Here is a 6,201-nt window from a genome sequence, read left to right on the forward strand (position 1 = left end):
GCTCATCATTCGGTGACACGTCACCCTTCCGCGGTGGCGTCCCCTTCAAGAAGAGGAAGCTAGGAATGATCAAGGTCGGAATCATCCTCGGGAGCACCCGCCCGGGCCGGAACGGCGAGGCCGTGGCCAAGTGGGTCTACGACATCGCCAGCCGGCGCGGGGACGCGGAGTTCGAGCTGGTCGACCTGCTCGACTACAACCTGCCGCACCTGGACGAGGCCGCGCCGCCGTCGATGGGCCAGTACGCGAACGAGCACACCAAGCAGTGGGCGGCCACGATCGCCGAGTTCGACGCGTACATCTTCGTGACGCCGGAGTACAACCACTCAACCAGTGGCGCGCTCAAGAACGCGATCGACTTCCTCTACGCCGAGTGGAACAACAAGGCGGCGGGCTTCGTCAGCTACGGCTCGGCGGGTGGCACGCGCGCGGTCGAGCACCTGCGGCTCATCGCCGGCGAGCTGCAGATCGCCGATGTGCGCGCCCAGGTCGCGCTGTCGCTGTTCTCGGACTTCGAGAACTACAGCGTCTTCAAGCCCGGTCCGCAGCACGAGGCCACGTTGAACACTGTCCTCGACCAGACGGTGACTTGGGGCAAGGCTCTCGCCACGGTTCGCAAAGGCTGATCGACCCGCTTTTCCTGGCCGGCCGGAGTTCCGAGGGAGGGTTCCGGCCGGCCTTTTCCTTCATCAGTACGCCCAGCGCCCGCCGGCACGCCCGCACCCGACACTCTCGATCACCGGCGCCGTTATCTGCCAGCGCGAATGGCACTGCTCCATCTGGCGACAGCCCGAACGGTTCGTCCATCTTGTGACGACCCTGCCCTTGCCGAAAACCCCATCCGCCCTGGTCGGAGCCGGCGCATGGGAGGACCTGGATGTCGACAGCGGTTCGCTCAAGCCGGCCTCTCGCGCGGCAGGCATCGCCGCGACATGATGATCGACCGTGCTGCTGCGACTGGCCTACCTGGCCGTGATGAACGCGTTCGCCCTGCTACGCCTGCTGCCGATGAGCGACCGGGACAAGGACGTGGAAATCCTGGCGTTGCGCCATCAGATCACCGTGTTGGAGCGGCAACTCGGCAACGACAGGCCCCGGTTCGACCCGAGCGATCGGGCGTTCCTGGCGGCCCTGCTGCACCGGCTCCCGCTCAACGTGCTGCGTCGGTTGCGGCTGCTGGTGCGCCCGGACACTATTCTGCGGTGGCACCGTGACCTGCTCGCACGCCGCCACGCGGCCCAGTCCCGGCCCAAGCGGCCGGACCGGCCACGGACCGTGCACTCGATTCGCGCCCTGGTGCTGCGGCTGGCGCGGGAGAATCCCGACTGGGGATATCGCCGCCTGCACGGCGAACTGCTCGTGCTGGGCATCAAGGTAGCCGCGTCCACCGTGTGGGAGATCTTGCGAGAGGCCGGGATCGATCCGGCGCCCGAGCGCGCCTGCAGCACCTGGGCAGACTTCCTACGCTCACAGGCCGAGGCCCTGCTGGCGTGCGACTTCTTCGAGACCGTCACCCTGACCGGAGCCCGGTTGTACGTACTCGCGGTGATCGAGCACGCCAACCGCCGGGTCCGAGTGCGCACCCGACCGCCACGTGGGTGACGCAAGCGGCGAAGAACCTCGTCATGGACCTCGAAGACGTCGGTTGCCGGGCCAAGTACATGATCCGCGACCGGGACAGCAAGTTCCCTGCGTCGCTCGACACCGTGCTCAAGGATGCGGGTGTCGAGGTCGTGCTCAGCGGGATCCGGATGCCGCGCATGAATGCGATCATGGAGCGGTGGGTACAGAGATCTGTGTCGAAGGTCAAACACAACGGATGTTCACACAGTGATCGCCTCGCGGGAGATCAAGCTCTGCCTTCTAAGGGATTGCAGATAATCAACTCGCAGTCTCTGTCCGTTCTGTGATGGTTTGCAACAGGTGGGCCAGCGTGGTCGGCTCTGGCGTGGGCGCGATCGTGGTCCCGTGCAGCGCCAGCAAGGGCTGGATTTCGTTGATGGCTCGGCGGATGGTGTGGCGGCTGGTGGTGAACATCGCCGCCAGGGTTGGCTCGGGCAGTTGCAGGCGCAGGTGCAGGATCGTGGCCAAGACCTGGTCGGGCAAGGTGAATCGGGGTGGCCGGCCGGGCCGTGGCGCGTGGGCGCGTTTGCCTTGCTGTTCGGCGAGGCGGGCGGCCTGCTCGTGTCGGGCGTTGCGGTGGGTCTGGCGCAGCGCGTCGAGTTCGGTGGTCAGCTGTTGGAGGTCCTGTGTGGACAGTCCGGTCAGCAGTGGATCTGACAGCAGGACTGGGTCGGGTGCCGGCCGGTCGGGCTGGTGGGCGTCCCCGATCGCTGGTTGCGGGTGCAGGGTGTAGTTCCAATCGCCGTGGAAGGCGTGTCTGGCGATCGGCACGGCGGCCATGTCGGCGTCGCTGACCTCGACGCCGGTCGGGTACTGACCGGTGTCCAGCTCGGCGTGCACGCGCAGTCCGGTGCGGGTGGTGGTAGCGGCGATGGACTGCACGACGACCTCGTGGCTTTCCAGGGGCCGGCCACGCCAGTTCATCGTGATGTGGCTGAACAGCCGATGCTCGACCTTGTTCCACTTGGAAGTGCCGGGTGGGAAGTGGCAGACGGTGACCTGCAGCCCGGTCTGCGCGGCGAACGCGGCCAACTCGGTCTTCCAGGCCCGGGTGCGGTACCCGTTGGACCCGCCCGCGTCCGCGGTGATCAGCAGCCGCCCGGCGGTCGGGTAGTCGCGGTGGCCGATCGCATTCCACCAGCGGCGGATCGACTCGACCGCGAACGCGGCGGTGTCGTGGTCGGTGCCGACGTTGACCCAACCGGCGTCGGCGGCCAGATCGTAGACGCCGTAGGGCACGACCTTGCCCAAGCTGTCGCTGGGAAAGTCGTGGGTGCGCGTGGCGACCGGTTCGCCCTTGGGCCGCCACTGCCGACCGGGGTTGCTGAACTGCCCGACGAGTTCCTTCTTCTTGGTGTCCACGCTGACCACCGGATCCCCAGCGTCCTGATGGTCTTTGACCTGGTCGTTGATGTAGCGGAACTGGGCGTCGCGGTCCGGGTGTCGCTCACCTTCGATGGTCTTGGTCGGGGCCTGCAGGCTGAACCCTTCTGCGCGCAGCAGGTCAGCGACGGTGTCCGCGCCGATACGGTGGCCCTGCCGGCCCAATTCCTCGGCCAGCCGACGGGTGGACTTCGTCGTCCACCGCAGCGGCGACATCGGATCGCCCCGCTCGTCCGGCTCCACCAACGCCAGCAACGCCACACGCAACTCAGGATTCAGCTCGACCAGCCGCTTACGACCTCCACCCGGCCGACGCGTGCGACCCAACGGTGACCCGCCAGTCTCCAGATCGGACACACCACGAGCCACCGTGTTCTCCGCCACCCCGGCCGCCCGTGCCACCGCCCGGATCCCGCCATACCCCAACGCGCGAGCCTCGGCAGCCATCAACAACCGACGCTGCCGCTCATCCAGATGCGGGAACAGCACCGCGAACTTGCCCGCCAACACCAGCTCGGTCTCCACCGTCACGGCCATACCACATCAGACACCCGTACGGAGCAGAAACGCTAGTTATTTTTCGGCAATCCCTTAGCTATAATAGTTGATCAGCCGGCGGGCGGCCCCCGTCCCCGATCAGCAGGTCGCTGAGGCTACGGCACGCTTCGACGGCTGTGGACCCGGTCCTCGACGAGCGGCCGATCGGTGTCGACCACGACTACTGGATGCACGGCGAGTGCGGCGGCGTCTCGCCCCTCCTGTCGCGGACTGCCACGCCGAACCGCCCGTATGCCGTGCATCCACTGCGCCGGCACCATCCACTTCGGACCAGCCGTCGCCGCGATCCGCGACCCGGACGAGACACTGTTGCATTGAGCGTTGGCAAGACCACGTCGGCGGCATCGTGCTCGACCACACGGTGGAGCGGGCAATCCTCCCGACGGCCCGCAGCCGGCCCGGGCGGTCGAACGGGTCACCGCCACACCGGCCGACCGCGCGCGGTGGCTGCGGACCACGGCTACGGCGAGGCGGCCGTGGAGACCGACCTGCGCGACGCTGGCGTGAAAACGGTGGCGATTCCCCGCAAAGGCAAGCCGGGCACCGCCCGGCAAGCCCGCGAGCGGCAACCCGGCTTCCGCCGCTTGGTCAAATGGCGCACCGGCTGCGAAGGGCGGATCAGCCACCTCGAAGACCGCTACGACTGGGACTGCACCCGCCTCGACGGCCTCTCCGGCGCCAGCATCTGGTCCGGCTACGGCGTGCTGGCCCACAACCTCACCAAAATCACCGCCCTCGCCGCCGCCAGCGCCTGAAACACAAGTCCCACAGGCCGTTCAAGACACCGCCAAGGCGAGTAGCACACGCGTCGCCCACCCCGCCAAACTCACTTTTTCAGGCCGATGTGGCTACATATGGAGGTGGTGATGGACGCGGATCGTTCGCTGGTCGACTCTCCGATAACCGCAGGCCACAGTTGACGAGGCCCACGACGATCACGGCCCCCGTAGCCCTGCGGGGCCGAGCGGCCCGAGGTCGAGCCACTCGGCCCCGCGCAGCGGGGGCACGTGCACCTGCGGCCGCCAGTTCCGGTACGGGGTCAAGAACGCGGTCAGCGCCGCGAGCATCTGTTCGGGAGCCGTCTCGCCAACCCGGTGGCCGACACCGGGAATGGCCACGGTCTGCGCCGGGGTGGTGCCTGGGGCGGCGCTTTCGCCGCCCCAGGCACCTGACCTAACGCAACGACCTGAAGGCCGCGCGGACCTCTGTGGAGAACAGCTGCGGCTGCTCCCAGGCGGCGAAGTGGCCGCCTCGGTCAACCTCGTTCCAATAGATGAGGTTGCCGAAGGCCCGCTCGCCCCAGCTGCGAGGCGCGCGGTAGATCTCGGCCGGGAACACCGTGACCGCGACCGGGACGGTCGGGATGTCGAAGGCGTTGAACGGGCCGCCACCGGCCTGCGCGCCTTCCCAATACGACCGGGATGACGATGTCCCGGTGTTGGTCAGCCAGTAGAGCGAGATGGCGTCGAGCATCTCGTCGTACGTGAAGATCCTCTCCGGGTTGCCGTCGGTGTCGGTCCACTCCGCAAACTTGTCGTAGTAATACGCCGCCATCCCGACCGGCGAATCCGCAAGGGCGTAGCCGATCGTCTGCGGGCTCTGATTCATCATCGCCGCGTAGCCGAAGCCGTCACGGTAGAAATGCAGCAGCCGGTCGTAGGCGATCTTCTCGCGATCCGACAGATCTGCGGGCGCGGGGTCGAGGTTGCGGAGGTGTCGCAGGACGTCCGGCGGCACGGTCCCGGGCATGTTGACGTGGATGCCGAGGAGCCCCTCGGGCTGCTGGACCGCGAGCACCTGCGAAATGATCGCGCCCCAGTCGCCTCCCTGGGAGACGTACCGCGGGTAGCCGAGCCGGAGCATGAGCTCGTGGAACGCCGTCGCCATCCGGGCCGGGTTCCAGCCGGTCGACGTCGGCTTGCCCGAGAAGCCGTAGCCGGGCATCGTCGGGAGGACGAGGTGGAAGGCGTCCTCGGCGCGCCCGCCGTGGGCCGTCGGGTTCGTGAGTGGTCCGCAGACCTTCAGGAGCTCGATGATCGACCCGGGCCAGCCGTGCGTCATGAGCAGCGGCAGGGCATTGTGGTGCGGCGAGCGGATGTGCGCGAACTGGATGTCCAGCCCGTCGATCTTGGTGATGAACTGCGGCAGCGCGTTGAGCTTCGCCTCGACCTTGCGCCAATCGTAGCGAGTGCCCCAGTACTCGACGAGCGGGCGGAGCTTTGCTAGCTGGACACCCTGCGACCGGTCGGCGACGGTCTCCTTATCCGGCCAGCGCGTCATCTTCACCCGCTGCCGAAGCTCGTTGATCTCCTTCTGCGGGACCTCGATGCGGAAGGGGCGGACACCATTGGTCTGCTTCACGGAGCCGGAGGACGCGCTTCTCACCGGCAAGGCGCCCGCCGGTGCCGTCGCCTGCGCCTGGCCGGGTATGCCGAGCTGGGTGGCGACGACGGCACCAGCGGCGACGCCCAGAAACCGGCGGCGGTCAGTGTTGGCCCGGCCGGCATTTTCGATCGTACCCAACAGGAACTCCTTCTCTTGCTTGCGAGTGACAGCTGATTTCTCGTGGCTCGTGTGATGGAGCGCGCCGTGGCGTGATGGAACCCCTCGCTCACGGTGCTACCGCGCCTGATGAGG

6 protein-coding genes and 1 pseudogene are annotated in these 6,201 nt (G+C 67.5%); 4 read left to right on the forward strand and 3 right to left on the reverse strand.

Annotated elements, in window-relative coordinates; translation table 11 throughout:
* The first annotated feature begins 65 nt into the window (after positions 1 to 65).
* The 3 genes from ACGFI8_RS47620 (at position 66) to ACGFI8_RS47630 (ending at position 1,910) form a co-directional block, all read left to right on the forward strand.
* Complete coding sequence (locus ACGFI8_RS47620; RefSeq protein ID WP_392815667.1) at positions 66 to 626, forward strand: NADPH-dependent FMN reductase; 561 nt, start codon at positions 66 to 68, stop codon at positions 624 to 626.
* Positions 627 to 945: 319 nt separating this feature from the next.
* Positions 946 to 1,602 (forward strand): helix-turn-helix domain-containing protein, encoded by a 657-nt coding sequence (locus ACGFI8_RS47625; RefSeq protein ID WP_392815669.1) that lies wholly within the window; start codon positions 946 to 948, stop codon positions 1,600 to 1,602.
* 23 nt (positions 1,603 to 1,625) lie between these two features.
* The gene (locus ACGFI8_RS47630; protein ID WP_392815671.1) at positions 1,626 to 1,910 is read left to right on the forward strand and encodes a hypothetical protein; all 285 of its coding nucleotides are present in this window, start codon (positions 1,626 to 1,628) and stop codon (positions 1,908 to 1,910) included.
* Here the strand turns inward: ACGFI8_RS47630 and ACGFI8_RS47635 are convergent.
* Positions 1,882 to 3,543 (reverse strand): ISAzo13 family transposase, encoded by a 1,662-nt coding sequence (locus ACGFI8_RS47635; protein WP_392815673.1) that lies wholly within the window; start codon positions 3,541 to 3,543, stop codon positions 1,882 to 1,884. The two genes, ACGFI8_RS47630 and ACGFI8_RS47635, sit on opposite strands and share 29 nt — an antisense overlap.
* Before the next feature lie 361 nt (positions 3,544 to 3,904).
* On the opposite strand from ACGFI8_RS47635, the pseudogene ACGFI8_RS47640 reads away from it, so the two are divergent.
* Positions 3,905 to 4,319, forward strand: a pseudogene (locus ACGFI8_RS47640) (transposase); the annotation flags it as partial.
* A 180-nt stretch (positions 4,320 to 4,499) separates the two neighbouring features.
* Here the strand turns inward: ACGFI8_RS47640 and ACGFI8_RS47645 are convergent.
* Entirely contained in the window at positions 4,500 to 4,682 is a 183-nt protein-coding gene (locus ACGFI8_RS47645; protein ID WP_392815675.1) for a hypothetical protein, read from the reverse strand.
* Positions 4,683 to 4,737: 55 nt separating this feature from the next.
* Positions 4,738 to 6,087, reverse strand: a complete 1,350-nt coding sequence (locus ACGFI8_RS47650) for an alpha/beta fold hydrolase (protein ID WP_392815677.1) — start codon at positions 6,085 to 6,087, stop codon at positions 4,738 to 4,740.
* Positions 6,088 to 6,201 lie beyond the last annotated feature (114 nt).

The sequence above is a fragment of the Dactylosporangium sp. NPDC048998 genome, assembly GCF_043197855.1.
Taxonomy (GTDB): domain Bacteria; phylum Actinomycetota; class Actinomycetes; order Mycobacteriales; family Micromonosporaceae; genus Dactylosporangium.